General features: G+C 73.0%; 17 protein-coding genes. 9 read left to right on the forward strand and 8 right to left on the reverse strand.

Translation table 11 applies throughout. The features are described 5' to 3' along the window. From ACILQ5_RS18485 to ACILQ5_RS18495, 3 genes are all read left to right on the forward strand, one after another. Positions 1–145 (forward strand): integrase core domain-containing protein (locus ACILQ5_RS18485; protein ID WP_395659572.1); only part of this gene is annotated, 145 nt, incomplete at its 5' end. 54 nt (positions 146–199) lie between these two features. Beyond that, entirely contained in the window at positions 200–1,162 is a 963-nt protein-coding gene (locus tag ACILQ5_RS18490) for an iron-containing redox enzyme family protein (protein ID WP_395659501.1), read from the forward strand. Next, positions 1,159–1,374 carry a CDGSH iron-sulfur domain-containing protein gene (locus ACILQ5_RS18495; protein WP_395659502.1) on the forward strand — a complete coding sequence of 72 codons (216 nt, stop codon included), beginning with the start codon at positions 1,159–1,161 and terminating at the stop codon, positions 1,372–1,374. Before ACILQ5_RS18490 ends, ACILQ5_RS18495 begins: the two co-directional genes overlap by 4 nt. Here the strand turns inward: ACILQ5_RS18495 and ACILQ5_RS18500 are convergent. Further along, on the reverse strand, positions 1,367–1,993 hold the full coding sequence (locus ACILQ5_RS18500; protein WP_395659503.1) for a methyltransferase: 627 nt from the start codon (positions 1,991–1,993) through the stop codon (positions 1,367–1,369). The genes ACILQ5_RS18495 and ACILQ5_RS18500 overlap by 8 nt on opposite strands. A gap of 74 nt (positions 1,994–2,067) precedes the next feature. After that, the gene (locus tag ACILQ5_RS18505) at positions 2,068–2,682 is read right to left on the reverse strand and encodes an alpha-ketoglutarate-dependent dioxygenase AlkB (RefSeq protein WP_395659504.1); all 615 of its coding nucleotides are present in this window, start codon (positions 2,680–2,682) and stop codon (positions 2,068–2,070) included. 115 nt (positions 2,683–2,797) lie between these two features. Between ACILQ5_RS18505 and ACILQ5_RS18510 the strand changes: the two genes are divergently transcribed. From ACILQ5_RS18510 to ACILQ5_RS18520, 3 genes are all read left to right on the forward strand, one after another. Next, positions 2,798–3,559: an ABC transporter ATP-binding protein gene (locus ACILQ5_RS18510; RefSeq protein WP_395659505.1), complete on the forward strand. Its 762-nt coding sequence runs from the start codon at positions 2,798–2,800 to the stop codon at positions 3,557–3,559. 102 nt (positions 3,560–3,661) lie between these two features. After that, the gene (locus tag ACILQ5_RS18515) at positions 3,662–6,232 is read left to right on the forward strand and encodes an ABC transporter permease (protein ID WP_395659506.1); all 2,571 of its coding nucleotides are present in this window, start codon (positions 3,662–3,664) and stop codon (positions 6,230–6,232) included. A 64-nt stretch (positions 6,233–6,296) separates the two neighbouring features. Then, positions 6,297–7,016: a GntR family transcriptional regulator gene (locus ACILQ5_RS18520; RefSeq protein WP_395659507.1), complete on the forward strand. Its 720-nt coding sequence runs from the start codon at positions 6,297–6,299 to the stop codon at positions 7,014–7,016. A 29-nt stretch (positions 7,017–7,045) separates the two neighbouring features. Here the strand turns inward: ACILQ5_RS18520 and ACILQ5_RS18525 are convergent, their stop codons facing one another. Beyond that, positions 7,046–7,390 (reverse strand): hypothetical protein, encoded by a 345-nt coding sequence (locus tag ACILQ5_RS18525; RefSeq protein WP_395659508.1) that lies wholly within the window; start codon positions 7,388–7,390, stop codon positions 7,046–7,048. Positions 7,391–7,473: 83 nt separating this feature from the next. On the opposite strand from ACILQ5_RS18525, the gene ACILQ5_RS18530 reads away from it, so the two are divergent. Both ACILQ5_RS18530 and ACILQ5_RS18535 read left to right on the forward strand, forming a co-directional pair. Next, entirely contained in the window at positions 7,474–8,184 is a 711-nt protein-coding gene (locus ACILQ5_RS18530) for a copper homeostasis protein CutC (RefSeq protein ID WP_395659509.1), read from the forward strand. Continuing rightward, entirely contained in the window at positions 8,181–8,447 is a 267-nt protein-coding gene (locus ACILQ5_RS18535; protein WP_395659510.1) for a DUF4031 domain-containing protein, read from the forward strand. The genes ACILQ5_RS18530 and ACILQ5_RS18535 overlap by 4 nt, the downstream gene beginning before the upstream one ends. Before the next feature lie 30 nt (positions 8,448–8,477). Here the strand turns inward: ACILQ5_RS18535 and ACILQ5_RS18540 are convergent, their stop codons facing one another. Next, positions 8,478–9,137: a response regulator transcription factor gene (locus tag ACILQ5_RS18540; RefSeq protein WP_395659511.1), complete on the reverse strand. Its 660-nt coding sequence runs from the start codon at positions 9,135–9,137 to the stop codon at positions 8,478–8,480. 30 nt (positions 9,138–9,167) lie between these two features. Then, positions 9,168–9,776, reverse strand: coding sequence for a hypothetical protein (locus tag ACILQ5_RS18545; protein ID WP_395659512.1), 609 nt, complete (start codon positions 9,774–9,776; stop codon positions 9,168–9,170). A gap of 79 nt (positions 9,777–9,855) precedes the next feature. Between ACILQ5_RS18545 and ACILQ5_RS18550 the strand changes: the two genes are divergently transcribed. Continuing rightward, entirely contained in the window at positions 9,856–10,230 is a 375-nt protein-coding gene (locus ACILQ5_RS18550) for a nuclear transport factor 2 family protein (protein ID WP_395659513.1), read from the forward strand. Here the strand turns inward: ACILQ5_RS18550 and ACILQ5_RS18555 are convergent. The 3 genes from ACILQ5_RS18555 to serA are packed head-to-tail and all read right to left on the reverse strand — an operon-like array spanning position 10,197 to position 13,665. After that, positions 10,197–11,477 (reverse strand): hypothetical protein, encoded by a 1,281-nt coding sequence (locus ACILQ5_RS18555; RefSeq protein ID WP_395659514.1) that lies wholly within the window; start codon positions 11,475–11,477, stop codon positions 10,197–10,199. The two genes, ACILQ5_RS18550 and ACILQ5_RS18555, sit on opposite strands and share 34 nt — an antisense overlap. A gap of 56 nt (positions 11,478–11,533) precedes the next feature. Next, the gene (locus ACILQ5_RS18560; protein WP_395659515.1) at positions 11,534–12,397 is read right to left on the reverse strand and encodes an oxygenase MpaB family protein; all 864 of its coding nucleotides are present in this window, start codon (positions 12,395–12,397) and stop codon (positions 11,534–11,536) included. 29 nt (positions 12,398–12,426) lie between these two features. Continuing rightward, positions 12,427–13,665, reverse strand: coding sequence for a phosphoglycerate dehydrogenase (gene serA, locus ACILQ5_RS18565; RefSeq protein ID WP_395659516.1), 1,239 nt, complete (start codon positions 13,663–13,665; stop codon positions 12,427–12,429). Positions 13,666–13,809: the final 144 nt, after the last annotated feature.

The raw sequence follows: 13,809 nt of genomic DNA on the forward strand, positions 1-13,809 counted from the left end.
CAAGAAGTTCTACACCTCCGAAACCGCCCGACTCGCCGCCCTGCCAGGATGGATCCACCAGTACAACCACCACCGGCCCCACTCGGCCATCGGTAAGCGCTCACCCATCACCCGGTTGGACAACCTGGCTGGGCATCACATCTAGGCCTCGCCCGGACGGGCGGGCGTGCCCGCTCGCGCCGAGGGGTACCCGGGAGGCATGCGCGTTCCCGACCCACGCGGTCCGTTGACCGAAGAGCTGTTCAGCGCCCTGCGCTCCGGCTCGGAGGACTTCTACTCCGTCCTCCCGGTGACGCCGACGGCGACCGGTGAGGACGCCGCCCTCGCGCTCTGGGCGCTGCACGAGCTCCACTACCGCGGCTTCGACGACGTCGACGAGGACCTCGAGTGGGACCCACAGCTGATCCGGGTCCGCTCGGTGCTGGAGCGTGACCTCGAGACCCGGCTGCGCTCGCGGTTCACCCGCCCCGCGGGGCTGTCGTTCGTCGAGGACTTCTTCGACTGGGTCGACGAGCAGGAGGGTCCCTCGCTGGCCCGGCACGTGCACCGCGTCGCCGACCGGAGCCAGGTCGAGGAGCTCCTCCGGGTGCGCTCGGTCTACCACCTCAAGGAGTCCGACCCCGTCGCCTGGCTGGTGCCGCGGCTCGGGGTGCGCGCCAAGGCTGCACTGATGGAGCTCCAGTACGACGAGTACGGCGGCGGGGACCCCAACCGGCTGCACCACCACCTCTTCGCCCGCGGCCTGGAGGCGAGCGGCCTGGCGGCGTCGTACGACGCCCACCTCGGTGTGGTCCCGGCGGAGGCCCTCGAGCAGAACAACGCCCTGTCGCTCCTCGGCCTGCACCGCCGGCTGCGGGGCGCTGCGCTCGGCCACCTCGCGGCGTTCGAGGCGACCAGCTCGCTGCCCTCGCGCCGGATGGCGCAGGGCCTGGAGCGGCTCGGGTTCCCGGCCGAGATGGTCGACTACTACGCCGAGCACGTGGAGGCCGACGCCGTCCACGAGCAGCTCGCGGTGCGCACGATCGTCGCGGCGCTGCTCGCGGAGGAGCCCGGGCTGGAGGACGACGTCTGGTTCGGCGCGTTCACCTGCCTCGACCTCGAGGACCGGTTCGCGCGCACGATGCTGGCCCGGTGGGGCGTCGACGAGGAGCAGGTCGCATGACGAGGACGCCGTCCTTCGACCACCCCGACGTCGTGCTCTGCCCCGGCGGGCCGATGCTGCTGCGCGGCCGGCACGTCGTCGAGGACGCCGACGGCGGGGTCCACGAGACGACCCGGCCGGTGACGGCGGTGTGCCGGTGTGACCGCTCGCAGTCGTTCCCGTGGTGCGACGGCACCCACAAGGTGCTGCCGGAGAAGCTCCGGCCTACGTGAGGTCGAGCCGGATGAGCACCCCGCGCTCGCACCGGCGGACCTCGGTGACGGCCAGGTCGTCCTCGCCCAGCCGGTCGCGCAGCGCGTCCACCTGCTCGACGGTGCCCAGCTGCAGGACCACGGTGCCGCCGGGGGTCAGGTGGCGGCGGGCGACGTCGACGCAGGTCCAGGCGACTTCCATGCCGTCGGCGCCGCCGTCGATGGCGAGCACCGGGTCCTCGGGGTAGCGCCCGACCTCGGCGCGTCGCACCCACGGGGGGTCGGCCACCACCACGGCGAACCGCTCGCTGTCACGCAGCACGTCGTCCATCGGGCCCTCGCGGACCTGGACGCGGTCGGCGATCCCGGCCTGCTCGGCGTTGTGGCGAGCGAACGCGCAGGCCACCGGGTCCAGGTCGACGCACACCAGCGGTCGGGTCGAGCCGAGCACCGCGAGCAGCCCGATCTGGCCGGCCCCCGCGCACAGCTCAAGCACCGGGCCGGCCGGGGCCGACGTGAGCACCTCGGCCGCCCACGTGGACTGGGCCGCGGTCCAGGGCCGGGGCCGCAGCACCCGGTCGTCGAAGGTGATGCGGAGCGGGCCGAAGCCCATCGTCTCCGCGGCGGACGTCGTCGTCATGGCCGGGTGGTACCCCGCCGGTGGGACGGGTACGCCGGTGGTCTCGAGGCTCGCTGCGCTCGCACCTCAACCACCTAGAAGACGTTCAGCGGCCGGAACTGGACCGAGACGCGGGGACCGGCGTGGGCGACCTTGGGCACGGCGTGCTCCCAGGTCCGCTGGCAGGAGCCACCCATCACGACGAGGTCGCCGTGCGCCATCTCGACCGAGATCGAGGCGCCGCCGAGGCGGGGGCGCAGCATCAGCCGGCGCGGGTCGCCGAGCGAGACGATCGCGACCATCGTGTCCTGGGTCCGCCCGCGGCCGATGGTGTCGCCGTGCCAGGCGACGCTGTCGCGGCCGTCGCGGTAGTAGCAGCACCCGGCGGTCACGAACGGCTCGCCGAGCTCGGGGCGGTAGTGGGCCGACAGCGCCCCCCGGGCCCGCGCCAGGGCCGGGTGGGGGAGCGGCTCGCCCGCGCCGTACGTGTGCAGGAGCCGGGGTACGTCGACCTCCCGGTCGTACATCTGCCGGCGCTCCGCGCGCCACGGGACGTCGCGCAGCAGCACCTCGAAGACCTCGTCGGCCTCGGGGAGCCAGGCGCGGCACACGTCGACCCAGGCGCCCCGGGTGAGCACCCGGCGCTCCGTCCCGGCGAAGTCCGGCGCCTCGGCGGTCGGCGCCCCGAACAGCGAGCCCTGGAAGTCCATGCGCCGAGCATACGCCTCGATCGAACAGGTGTTCGACACCTCTCAGGGTGATACCAGGGTCGGGTCAGGCCCTTCGTCCATGGCGCCGCGGCCCCGGACCCGGAAGGCTGGGGGCATGACCGCGCCCCACCCCGAGGCCATGCCGGCTCCGGCTGCCCGCGTCCGCAACCTCGTCAAGACCTACGGCTCCGGCGCCGCGCTGGTGACCGCGCTCGACGACGTGACCCTCGACCTCGCCGCGGGGGAGTTCACCGCCGTGATGGGACCGAGCGGCTCGGGCAAGTCGACCCTGATGCACTGCTGTGCCGCGCTCGACACCGCCGACTCCGGCCAGGTCTTCATCGGCGACCAGGAGATCAGCCGGCTCAAGGACAAGGCGCTGACCCGGCTGCGGCGCGACGAGATCGGCTTCGTGTTCCAGTCCTTCAACCTGGTGCCGACGCTCACCGCCGAGGAGAACATCAAGCTGCCCCTGGCGATCGCGGGCCGCGGGGCCGACGAGGAGTGGTACGACACCGTGATCGCCACGGTCGGTCTCGGCGACCGGCTCTCGCACCGCCCGAACGAGCTCTCCGGCGGCCAGCAGCAGCGGGTCGCGGTCGCGCGGGCGCTCGCGAGCCGGCCGCGGATCGTGTTCGCCGACGAGCCGACGGGCAACCTCGACTCGCGGTCGGGCGCGGAGGTGCTCGAGCTGCTGCGCCGCAGCGTCGACGAGCACGGCCAGACCATCGTGATGGTCACCCACGACCCGGTCGCCGCGGCCCACACCGACCGCGTCGTCTTCCTCGGAGACGGCACGGTGGTCGGGGAGCTGCGCTCGCCGACCCGCGAGCACGTGCTCGAGGTCATGAACCGGATGGCCGAGCCGACCCCATGACCACGTCACGCCCGGCCGGGGTCACGCCGTGATCCCCACCCCACTCAGCTGCGTGCTTCCCCCGCTGCGCTCCTCCAGCCCCCACCTGAGCGGGGACCCCGGATGATCCGCGCCGCACTCAAGAGCCTGCTCGGGCGCAAGGTGCGCCTGCTGATGAGCACCTTCGCGATCGTGCTCGGCGTCGCGTTCGTCGCCGGCACGCTGATCTTCTCCGACACCCTCAACCGCAGCTTCACCGCGCTGTTCGCCTCGACCGTCGGCGACGTCGTCGTCCGTCCCGAGGGCGGCACGACCGCGGACGGAGCCCCCTCCAGCGTGACCCTTCCTGCCAGCCTCCTCGAGAAGCTGCGTGACGTCCCCGGAGCAGCCCGCGTCGACGGCAACGTCAACGCGGTCGGCGTCTTCGTCGTCGGCGCGGACGGCAAGGTCGTGAGCGGGTTCGGTCCGCCCGCGATCGGCGGCAACTGGACCGGCGCCCCCGCCGGCCACGGCCTCGAGGGCATGGCGATCGTCGAGGGACACGCGCCGCACGGCCCCGACGAGGTCGCGCTCGACGAGCGGACGGCCGAGCGCGCCGGCTACGAGGTGGGCGACCGGGTGCAGGTCATCCCCTCCACCGCCGGCCCGCCGGCGGCGGGCGGACGGCCGCAGGAGCCGCCGTCCCTGCTCCGGCCGACGCTGGTGGGCATCATCGGCTTCCCGAGCGGTGGCTCGCTCAACGGGGCCACGTTCGCGGCGTTCGACACCCCCACCGCCCAGGACCTCTTCGTCGGCGGGCAGGACGTCTACAGCGACGCCTGGGTCACCGCGTCGGACGGGGTCTCCCAGGAGCAGCTGCGCGACGACGTGGCCCGGGTGCTGCCGGACGGCGTGGAGGTCGTCACCGGTGACGACGCCGCGGACGAGGCGGCCTCCGACCTGCTCCAGGCGGTCTCGTTCCTCACGACCTTCCTGCTGATCTTCGCCGGGATCTCCCTGGTGGTCGGCGCCTTCCTCATCGTCAACACCTTCTCGATCCTGGTCGCGCAGCGCAGCCGCGAGCTCGCGCTGCTGCGCGCGCTGGGTGCCTCGAAGCGGCAGGTCGTCTGGTCGGTGCAGCTGGAGGCGTTCGTGCTCGGCGTCATCGGCGCGACCGTCGGCCTCGGCCTCGGCGTCCTGCTGGCGATGGGGATCCGGGCGCTGTTCGCGAGCTTCGGGCTCGACCTCTCGGGCCAGTCGCTGATCTTCGCGCCGCGCACCTTCATCGCCTCGTACGCCGTCGGCGTGCTCGTCACGATGGCCGCGGCCTGGCCGCCCGCCCGGCGTACCGGCCGGATCGCACCGGTCCAGGCGCTGCGCGACGACGTGGCCCTGCCGGAGTCCTCGATCCACCGGCGGTTCGCGGCCGGCCTCGGCCTGGTCGCGCTCGGCCTGGTCCTGCTGGGGCTCGGGCTCTTCTCCGACCTGCCGCACGGCGGCTGGCTGACCGGCGCCGGCGTGCTGGCGACGCTGCTCGGCGTCGCCGGGGCGAGCCCGGTCCTGTCCCGGCCGTTCCTGGTGGCCGTGGGCGCGGTCTACGCCCGGCTGTTCGGGACCATCGGCCGGCTGGCCGGTCAGAACGCCCTGCGCAACCCGCGCCGGACGACGGCCACCGCCTCGGCGCTGATGATCGGCCTGGCCCTGGCCTGCACGATGGCGATCGTCGGCAGCTCCGCCAAGGCCAGCGTCGACCAGACGATCGCCGAGAACTTCGTCGGCGACTACATCGTCAGCAACGTCGTCGCCTCGGGCTTCTCCCCGGCGATCGGCGACCAGATGGCGCAGGTCGACGGCGTCGAGCGGGTCGTGCGCGAGCGGTTCCAGCGCACCGAGCGCGACGGCGACACCATGGCGGTGGCCGCGATCGACCCGCAGGACGTCGACCGGTTCGAGCTGCAGACGGTCGACGGCGAGCTCTCCGCGCTGGCGGCCGGGCAGGTGGTCGTCCAGCAGGGCTGGGCCGACGACGAGGGCGTCGGGGTCGGGGACGACCTCACCTTCGACATGCCGGCCGGCGAGCGGACCTACCGCGTCGTCGGGGTCGTCGAGGACAACCCGATCGTGGTCGCCCCGGTGCTGATGACGCTCGACGACCTGACCGCGGCGGGCTTCACCCCCAGCGACAACCTGCTGATCCTCTTCACCGACCACTCGGCCGGCGTCAAGGACCGCCTGGACGCGGTGGTCGCCGACCTCCCCGTCGTCACGGTCAAGGACCAGGGCGAGTTCGCCCACGAGCAGCGCGCGCCGATCGACCAGCTGGTGCTGATGATCTTCGCCCTGCTCGGCCTGGCGCTGGTCATCGCGGTCCTCGGCATCGTCAACACCCTGGCGCTGTCGGTCATCGAGCGCACCCGGGAGGTGGGGCTGCTCCGGGCGATCGGGGTGAGCCGCCGCCAGCTGCGCTGGATGATCACGCTGGAGTCGATCGTGATCGCCGTGCTCGGGGCGGTCCTCGGGGTGGTGCTGGGCATCGGGTTCGGCATCGCGCTGATGTACGCCCTGCGTGACCAGGGCCTCGAGGTGATCAGCGTGCCGTTCGGCCAGCTGGCCGTCTTCCTCGGCCTGGCGGTCGTGATCGGGGTGCTCGCGGCGCTCTTCCCGGCCCGTCGGGCGGCCCGTCTCGACGTCCTCCAGGCCATCGCCACGGAGTGAGCGCAGGGCGGGAGGTTTCGCCGAAAAGGGGACGAGAGCGGTCCTGTCAACCTACATTTCGACCGTGGACGAGTTGCTGGTCACCGAAGGGCGCGCTCTCAAGCACGTCCAGGTGCGCGAGTACGTCCGCTCCCTCGTGACCGGTGCCGCACCGGGCTCGCCGGCTCCCAGCGAGCGCGAGCTGGTGCACCGTTTCGGGGTCGCGCGGATGACGGTCCGCCAGGCGATGGACGCCCTGGTCGTCGAGGGGCTGCTCGAGCGGATCCCCGGCCGGGGCACCTTCGTGGCGCGCCCGCGCCGCGTCGCGAGCCGGCTGACCAGCTACACCGAGGAGATGGCCCGCCGCGGCCTGCTGGCCGAGTCGCAGACGCTGCTCGCGCGGCGGGAGCAGGCCGGTCCGGGCGTCGCCCGGGCCCTCAGCGTCACCGAGGGCGACGCGGTCATCCACTGGCGCCGGCTGCGCCGGGCCGACGGGCTGCCGATGTGCGTCGAGGACGCCTACCTCAACGAGGTGCTGATCCCCGGGTTCCTGCAGAGCGGGATGCCCACCAGCCTGTACGACGCCCTGGAGTCCCGCGGCATGCGCCCGACCTGGGCGGAGGACTCGGTGAACGCCGACATCGCCAGCGAGGAGGAGGCCCAGCTCCTCGAGATCGAGCCGGGCAACGCCGTGTTGCGGCACTCGCGCCGGGCGCTGTCGGGGGAGAAGGTGGTCGAGGTGTCGCGCACCGTCTACCGCGCCGACCGGTACACGATGTGGATCCAGGTGGGCAGCGAGGGGTAGCGGGGCAGAGCCTCTGAGGTCGCGCTCTCCTAGAGCCCGCCCAGCGGCGCGATGACGTCGCCGCTCTCCTCGCAGATCCACACCGGGTCCGGTCCGCCGAGGTCGGGCTGGATGTAGAGGGCGTGCTGCGGCGCCCGGTCGCCGCAGCTGACGCACAGCGGCCACCGCCCGACGGTCTCGAACAGGGCGTCCTGGACGTCCTGGGCGACCAGCCCGGCGACGTACTGCTCGCCCTCGGGCCACTGCTCGGCCCACCACTGGCGCTGGGAGACGGCGTCCTCGAGCACCGAGACCGCGGCGGCGGTCGCCTGGTGGCGGGCCTGGAGGTCGGCCAGGACGCGGGCGCGCGCATCGAAGAGGAGGCCGTGGTCCATGCCTCCATCATGCCTGCCGCACCCCAGGGCCCGGCCCCGCGCGGCTCCCCGACCTGCGCCCCCGGCGGGCCTAGCATGCGGTCATGGGACCGGGGCTCCTCGAGGTCGCCGTCCTCGACCCGCGCGACGTGCTCGGCGCGGAGGAGGGCGGTGCGGACCGACTGCACCTCGCCACCGCCGACCGGATGTCGCCCGAGCCGGCGACGGTCTCCGCGGTGTGCCGGGAGACCGAGCTGCCGGTGTTCGTCACCCTGCGGCTCAACGACACGTGGAGCACGACCGGCGGCGAGATGACCCGGCTGGTCGGGCTGGCGGAGTCCTACCTGGGGTCGGGGGCGGCCGGCGTCTCCTTCGGCTTCCTCGACGGCGACCTGGAGGTCGACACCGAGGTGTGCGCCTACCTCGCCGGGCAGCTCCCGGGCGTGCCGTGGACCTTCGGGCGCGCGGTCGACGACACCCTCGACCTGCGCCGTTCCTGGCGGCGGCTGGCCGACCTGCCGGGCCTGGTGGCGGTCTGCTCGGCGGGCTCGCCCCGCGGCCTCGAGGTGGGGTACGACGAGCTCCTCGACCTGGTCGCCGGCGACCCCGTCGTCGCCCGCACCCTGATGCCGGGTGGCGGCCTGGTCGCCGAGCAGGTGCCCTGGCTGGTGCGCGCCGGCGTCCGGCAGCTGCACCTGGGCCGGCAGGCCCGGCCCGGCGGCTCGCGCAAGGCCTACGTCGACGCGGGCCTGGTCCGCTCCTGGCGGCTGCTGCTCGACCACGCGCTGGAGCGTGCCCAGCGCGGTGTCGGGTGACGGTCCTCATCGACCCGCCCAACGCCGCCGGCCACGGCCGGCTCTGGTCGCACCTGGCCAGCGACGTGTCCTACGACGAGCTGCACGCCTTCGCCCGGGCGATCGGGATCCCCGCCCGCGGCTTCGACCGCGACCACTACGACGTCCCGGCCGAGCGGTACGCCGACGTGGTCGCCGCCGGCGCCACCCCGGTCTCCTCGCGCGAGCTGGTCAGCCGCCTGGTCGCGGCGGGCCTGCGGCGCCGCAAGCACGGCGGTCCCTGAGGCCTCCCCGGGCGGGCGGCCCGCCGGGGCTCAGTGGGCCGAGTCGGGCGCCGCGGCCTTGACGTGGTCCGGGCGGAACCCGTGGTCGATGCCCCACAGGACGGCCCGGGTCCGGCTGTCGACGCCCATCTTCCGGTAGGCCGAGCGGAGGTAGGACTTGACGGTGTTGATCGTCACGTAGGTCCGGGCGGCGATCTCGTTGTTCGCCAGGCCCTGGGTGACCAGGGCGACGACCTCCGCCTCGCGGGCGCTGAGCCCGTGCTCGCGGCCGGGCCAGTCGCCGAGGTCGACGTCGGCCGACGGCGGGTAGTCGGTGCTGGTGACCCCGGTCTCGCCCTGGTGGATCCGCTCGAGCGCGTCCGCGAGCTCGTTCGCCGTCAGCCGCTTGTCGAGGAAGTCGACGACACCGAAGCCGGCCCACGTCTCGATGAGGTCGGGCTCGAGGCTCCAGCTGTAGAAGACGTACCGCTCCGCGTTGGTCTCCGACAGCACCTCGTTCACGTCGCGGGTCTGGGCGAAGGAGTCGATGAGCGCGATGTCCACCTTGGCCACGCCGGGCTCGTTGGTGGACACCTCGACCACCTCGATGCGGTCCCGCAGCTCGTCGAACATGCGCGCCAGACCCTGGACGACGATGTCGTAGTCGTCCACGATGGCGATCCGGACGGGGCGGTCGAGGGCGGTCTTCACCACCTCAACCTACTCGCGCCCGGCGCACGACTACCGGGCCAGCGCCGCCAGCTGCTCCAGCTCCGCCTCGACGTTCGCGCGGGCGGCCGCCTCCCAGTGCTCCTGCGCGTAGCGGGTCTGGAAGAGGTGCGGCTTGGCGAGCAGGTCCCGCAGGATCGCGGCCCGGCCGGCGGTGAACTCGGCGTCGCCGAGGTGCGACCACTCGCGACGCACGGCGGCGACGTACTCGGCGTACCGCTCGGCGGAGGCGGCGAGGATCGCGAGGTCGGCGTCGGAGAGCGCGCAGCCGTTGGCGTCGTCGTCGGCGGGCCGGTGGTGCTCGGTGACGAGCACGAGCCGGACGACCTCGTCGACCACCGACGGCTCCACGAGGCCGGGCAGCGCCTCGGCGGCCCACGCCGCGGAGCGCTTCTCGGCGTCCGGCTGGGCGTCGTAGACCGCGTCGTGGAACCACGCGGCGAGCACGACCGGCATCCGGTCGAAGCGCTCCTGGTGGGCCGAGAGCTCGTGCACCCGCTCGAGGACCTCGGCGATGTGACGACTGTCGTGGTAGCCCCGCTCGGGGTGGGTGTAGGAGGCGACGAGCTGGGCGCCGAGGTCGCGGGCGCCCGGGAGCGGCCAGGCCAGCAGGAGGTCCACGCGCACATCGAACCAGCCCGCCGTCGCGGCCGCTACGGTGCCCCGAGACGAGAACACGTTCTAGGAGAGGGGTCCGGTGATGACGGCGAGCAACGAGCGGATCCGCGAGGTCGTGGACGCCTACGTGCGGCTGGTCGCGACCGGTCCGGCCGAGGAGATCGTCGCGCTGTACGCCGAGGGCGCGACCGTCGAGGACCCGGTCGGGTCGGCCGTGCTGACCGGTCACGACGCCATCCGGGCCTTCTACGCCGGCCTCGACGGGCTGGACCAGGAGACCCGGCTGCTCGCGTTGCGGGTGGCCGGTGGCGAGGCCGTCTTCCACTTCGAGGTGGTCACCCGCGCCGACGGGGTCAGCTACACCCTCGCCCCGATCGACGTGATGACCTTCGACGACGACGGTCGGATCACCTCGATGCGGGCCTACTGGGCCGAGGCGGACATGCGGGTGGAGTGAGCAGCGGGTCGCGCCTCACAGTTGGGCTTGGTCTGCGGCGACAGCCGCTCGATGGTGACGGTGTCGACGAAGTTCTCCTGGTTCTCGACGACCGTGTAGCCGGGGTGCTCGGTCCGGACGTACTGACACCGCAACGGCTCCTCGCCCAGGTAGTCGCTGTACCGGCCGTGGTCGACGACCAGGGTGACGCCAGGCTGCGTGTGGATCGGGCCACTGATCGTGAACAACCCGTCGGCGTCACTGGTCGCCTCGCCCAGCTTGGTCCCGGTGGACGACCATGCCTGGACGACGGCTCCTTCGAGCACCCGGCCGGGAGCCGACGCGTCGACCACCGTGCCCACGATCCATCCTCCCTGTCTCGTCAGCTTGAAGCTGCCGAAGGCCGGCCGACCCGACCGGACCTTGCCGTTGGTCACCGGGCCGGTCCGCCCGAACCACGATCCGACGTCGGGGACCACGAGCTTGTAGCGGCCGGGGTACAGGCCGGCGAACGTGGCCGAGCCTCCCGACATCTTCGCCGTCCAGAACTGCCCGGAGCTCCGGCTGACCGCCGTGACGTAGGCCTTGCCACCGAGCGGGTCACCGTTGCCGTTGTAGAGGTCGACGAGGAGTGTCCCGGCGCGCACGTTCATCGTGGAGGTCACGTACTTCTGCTGGCCCAGCTTCATCTTCGGGACCCACAGGCTCTTCCCGACCCACTTCTTCGACCGGTCGTAGGCGAAGACCGAGTAGCTCCCTGCTGGCAGTCCGCCCACGGCGAACTGGCCCTTGGAGTTGGCGTTGACGGTGAACGACTGCTCGGCGGTGTTCGCGGCCACGATCCGGGCACCCCCCGCCGGTCGTCCACCCGCCTTGACCAGACCGGTGATGGCAGCGCCGCGGTGCATGTGGACGTTCTTGGTGGCGGTGCGCCCAGAGCTCACGGTGACGTGGACGTTCGTGGGGGCGTACTTGTTGACGTCGTAGGTCGGGCGGCGGTCGGTGAACTGGAGCCAGTAGGTCCCGGTGCGGAGCCGGAGCGAGAACACCCCGCGCGACAGCTTCTTCTTGCCCAGGTAGTGCCAGTCCCCGTCGAAGATCCCGACCTGGATGTTCTGCGCGAGCTGCTTGCCGGCGTAGATCGCGCCGCGGACCTTGCCGCTGGTCGCGGCATCCGCCGCCGGCTGCGGTCCGACCGCGACGACGAGCGTCGCGAGCAGCGCGACGACGAGCACCAGGACGGCACGGAGCGAGCGGGGGGGACGCATGCCTCCATGGTAGGCAACCCATCTGGACCACCCTGCAAGGAAAGTTCAGGCTTTGCTCAAGACGCGCGGCTGCGCTGCTCCCGGCCCGGCGACATCGCCCACCGGATGGTGCCGGTGGCCGCCCCGCCGAGGGCGCGGACGACGGTCCGCTCGGAGATCGGCAGGTAGGGCAGCCGGAGCGGCCGGCGGGTCCACCGCGGCATCAGGCCGACCGCGGCGGCGACCAGGACGCCGTACGGTGCGCGCGCCAGCAGCGGCAGCGGCGGGCGCAGCAGCAGGTAGCCGACGGCCTCCCGCGCCTCGACGGTGCCGCGCAGCTCGGGCCGGTACGACGCCAGCACCTCGGCCAGCTCGGCCTCGGTCTGCGGCGGGTCGAGCACGCCGAGTCGCCGGGCGACCTCACCGGCCTGCGCGACGTAGGTGTCGCGGTCGGCGCCGGCCAGCGGCTCGGCGCCGTAGACGGTGTGGGCCCGCAGGAAGCTGTCGACCTCGGCGACGTGGACCCACAGGAGCAGGTGGGGGTCGCTGGCGGCGTACGTCGTGCCGTCGTCCATTGTCCCGGTGACCCGCTCGTGGATGCGGCGGACCGCCTGGACCGCCTGCTCGGCGTCGTCGGCGTGGCCGAAGGTGGTGACGGCCAGGAAGGTACTGGTGCGCGCCAGCCGTCCCCACATGTCGCCGCGGTAGCCGGAGTGCTCGGCGACGCCGCGCATCGCGGCCGGGTGGAGCGCCTGCAGCAGCAGCGCCCGGATGCCGCCGACGAACATCGACGCGTCGCCGTGGACCCGGGCGATCGGGCTGTCGGCGTCGAACCAGCGTGGACCCGGGCGGCCGTGGATGCGCGCGGCCTGCTTCGGCCCGTCCGGACCCGCGACGCGGAGGAACAGCTCGTGACCCAGTCGCTCGCGCACCCCTGCCATGCTCCCGAGCCTACGGGGGCGGGGGGCGCTCAGGCCGGGCGTCGCCCGGCGCCGCGCTCGTCCCAGGTGCGCAGCCAGATGGTGTGCTCGGACTCGGCGAGCTTCTCCAGCGCGTCGGCCGGGAGCGGGTCGAGGGTGTCGGTCACGACGTAGCCGAGCTCCGCGCGGGTCGAGAGGTACTGGCCGGTGACGTTCGCGCCGGAGTCGGCCAGCACGCCGTTGACGCTCGCGAGCACCCCGGGCACGTTGGCGTGCAGGAAGCCGATCCGGTGCCCCGCGACCAGCTCGGGCGCCTGGACGGTCGGCAGGTTCACCGACAGCTCGGTGCGGCCCTCGAGCGCGAACCCGCCCAGCTTGTTGGCCACGAAGAACCCGATCTCCTCCTGTGCCTCCTGGGTCGAGCCGCCCACGTGCGGGGTGAGGATGACGTTGTCGAGGCCGCGCAGCGCCGACTCGAAGGGGTCGCCCTGGGCCTTGGGCTCGACCGGGAAGACGTCGATCGCGGCGCCGGCGATGTGGCCGGACAGGATGTGCTCGCGCAGCGCCGCCTCGTCGACGACCATGCCGCGCGAGGCGTTGATGAACAGGCTGCGCGGCTTCATCTGGGCGAACTGCTCGGCGCCGAACAGCCCGGCGTTGCCCGGCCGCCCGTCGACGTGGAGGCTGACCACGTCGGCCTTGGCGAGCAGCTCGCCGAGGGTCTTCATCCGCTGGGCGTTGCCGTGCGCGAGCCGGTCGGCGGTGTCGAAGAAGATCACCCGCATGCCCATCGCCTCGGCGAGGTTCGACAGCTGGGTCCCGATGTTGCCGTAGCCCACGATGCCGAGCGTCCGGCCGCGTACCTCGTGGCTGCCCGCCGCGGACTTGTCCCAGATCCCGGCGTGCATCCGCTCGGTCTTCTCGGTGAGCCGGCGGCCCAGGGAGATGATCTCGCCGATCACCAGCTCCACGACGCTGCGCGTGTTGGAGTACGGCGCGTTGAACACCGCGATGCCGTGCTGGGCGGCCGCGGTGAGGTCCACCTGGTTGGTGCCGATGCAGAAGCAGCCGATCGTCAGCAGGTCGCTCGCCGCGTCCAGCACGCGCGGGGTGATGTGGGTGTTGGACCGGATGCCGAGCAGGTGCACGCCCGGTCCGTCCCCGGGGGAGAGGGTCTCGACCAGCTCGTCCTCGGAGAGGGACCGCGACCGCAGCTCCACGTCGAAGCCGCGCGACTCGAGGATCTCGACCGCGACCGGGTGGATGTTCTCCAGCAACAGCGCCTTCACGGTCGACCAGCCTAGGTCGGGGGCCGCCGGGGCGGCGAAACGGCGCCGAACGCTGGGACGGTGCGGCGAGGGACCGCGAGACGGACGCAACCGCGGGGCTACGTCGTGCGTCACAGGAGGGACGTCAGTGGGACGCGCGAGGGG

This window comes from Nocardioides sp., assembly GCF_044226305.1.
Classification (GTDB): domain Bacteria; phylum Actinomycetota; class Actinomycetes; order Propionibacteriales; family Nocardioidaceae; genus Nocardioides.

What these genes read in the sequence shown, in the direction of transcription:
- ACILQ5_RS18490 (WP_395659501.1), top strand. Translation starts at nt 200, where the DNA reads ATGCGCGTTCCCGACCCACGCGGTCCGTTGACCGAAGAGCTGTTCAGC.
- ACILQ5_RS18495 (WP_395659502.1), top strand. Translation starts at nt 1,159, where the DNA reads ATGACGAGGACGCCGTCCTTCGACCACCCCGACGTCGTGCTCTGCCCC.
- ACILQ5_RS18500 (WP_395659503.1), bottom strand. Translation starts at nt 1,993, where the DNA reads ATGACGACGACGTCCGCCGCGGAGACGATGGGCTTCGGCCCGCTCCGC.
- ACILQ5_RS18505 (WP_395659504.1), bottom strand. Translation starts at nt 2,682, where the DNA reads ATGGACTTCCAGGGCTCGCTGTTCGGGGCGCCGACCGCCGAGGCGCCG.
- ACILQ5_RS18510 (WP_395659505.1), top strand. Translation starts at nt 2,798, where the DNA reads ATGACCGCGCCCCACCCCGAGGCCATGCCGGCTCCGGCTGCCCGCGTC.
- ACILQ5_RS18515 (WP_395659506.1), top strand. Translation starts at nt 3,662, where the DNA reads ATGATCCGCGCCGCACTCAAGAGCCTGCTCGGGCGCAAGGTGCGCCTG.
- ACILQ5_RS18525 (WP_395659508.1), bottom strand. Translation starts at nt 7,390, where the DNA reads ATGGACCACGGCCTCCTCTTCGATGCGCGCGCCCGCGTCCTGGCCGAC.
- ACILQ5_RS18530 (WP_395659509.1), top strand. Translation starts at nt 7,474, where the DNA reads ATGGGACCGGGGCTCCTCGAGGTCGCCGTCCTCGACCCGCGCGACGTG.
- ACILQ5_RS18550 (WP_395659513.1), top strand. Translation starts at nt 9,856, where the DNA reads ATGACGGCGAGCAACGAGCGGATCCGCGAGGTCGTGGACGCCTACGTG.
- ACILQ5_RS18555 (WP_395659514.1), bottom strand. Translation starts at nt 11,477, where the DNA reads ATGCGTCCCCCCCGCTCGCTCCGTGCCGTCCTGGTGCTCGTCGTCGCG.
- ACILQ5_RS18560 (WP_395659515.1), bottom strand. Translation starts at nt 12,397, where the DNA reads ATGGCAGGGGTGCGCGAGCGACTGGGTCACGAGCTGTTCCTCCGCGTC.